This is a genomic window from Streptomyces sp. NPDC037288 (genome assembly GCF_055603265.1).
The window spans coordinates 1-1101 of record NZ_JBVJVY010000233.1 but is presented as its reverse complement, the minus strand read 5'-3'; the positions used below and the strand labels follow the sequence as shown (position 1 = coordinate 1101).

The window sequence follows — 1101 nt, the reverse complement described above, 5'->3', positions numbered from 1 at the left end:
ACATAGCGCCCTCAACTACCTCTCACCAGCCGAATTCGAACAGCAACAGCAGAGCGCACGCTCACCCACGCAACATGAAACCCCCGTGTCCACACTCCGGGGGACGCCTCACCACCTGCAGACCCCCCCGCGACGGTCCTCACCAAGATCATCGCGCCCCCACCACTCACCTTGATAACGCCGTCATGTGTAGACAACACCACCGCAACGACAAGGAGCACCTTTTCACAAGTTCACGACCTTGCTTTATGTGCCCGCCATTGTTGACGTCAGGTGCATGTACGACTCGCTCCTGTACTGATATCCAAACAGAACAGACGGAAGCGCCCTGCACGGACTTCTTGACGGGTATCAAACTTTGCCTAATGGTAAGGATCGGTGTGCCGCAGCTCACCGCTTAGCATAACCAACCCGTCGGATGTCACGAGACCATTCCATCGCGGCCGCCATTGACGGGGAGGTTGTCCAATGTTTGTGACTCCCGCAACAGAAAGCAACAGTTACAGAAAAAAGCTCAGGAAAAGCGGGCAGCGTTTGTCAGCCATCCGCGGCCAGCCTCAGCCGCGATGGCACCCCCCAGGCACCCAGAGGAAACGCAAATGAGGACGGAACCCGCACGGTTGGACCGCCCCTGCATCGCTGGTACCCAGCTGATGACTTCCACCTTCCCGATCACCAAGCGCCAGGCAGACGAACTCCCCAGCCTTGCAGACGCTTCACAGGTCACAATAGTGCGAGGCCTCACCCGGATGTGCCTAACGGAGCACGGCCTGGACTGCATATTGGAAGACACGACGCTGATCGTCTCCGAGCTGGTTACCAACGCCATCCAGCACAGCACCGGAGAAGAAGTCACGCTGACTCTCGACCGCTTGGACGGCTACCTACTGATCCAGGTGCACGATGGCGTGGCCAAGCCCCGTCCAATCAAGAGCAGACCGTGCGAAAGCCAGGAGAACGGCCGGGGACTATGGCTCGTGGAAGCTATCGCCAACGAGCGAACCGGCTCCTGGGGTATCAGCGAGGACGGCTCAACCACCTGGTGCGTCCTCGCCCTGCCAGCGGCACCTGAGGCCACCACCCCAACAAGAAGGGTCTGTC

Annotated in this window: 1 protein-coding gene; it reads left to right on the top strand. The window is 59.5% G+C overall.

Going from position 1 to position 1101, the window contains the following annotated elements:
- Window positions 1-653 precede the first annotated feature (653 nt).
- The coding region (locus tag ACZ7GZ_RS43460) for an ATP-binding protein (protein ID WP_471033399.1) at window positions 654-1101 on the top strand (448 nt) is incomplete at its 3' end.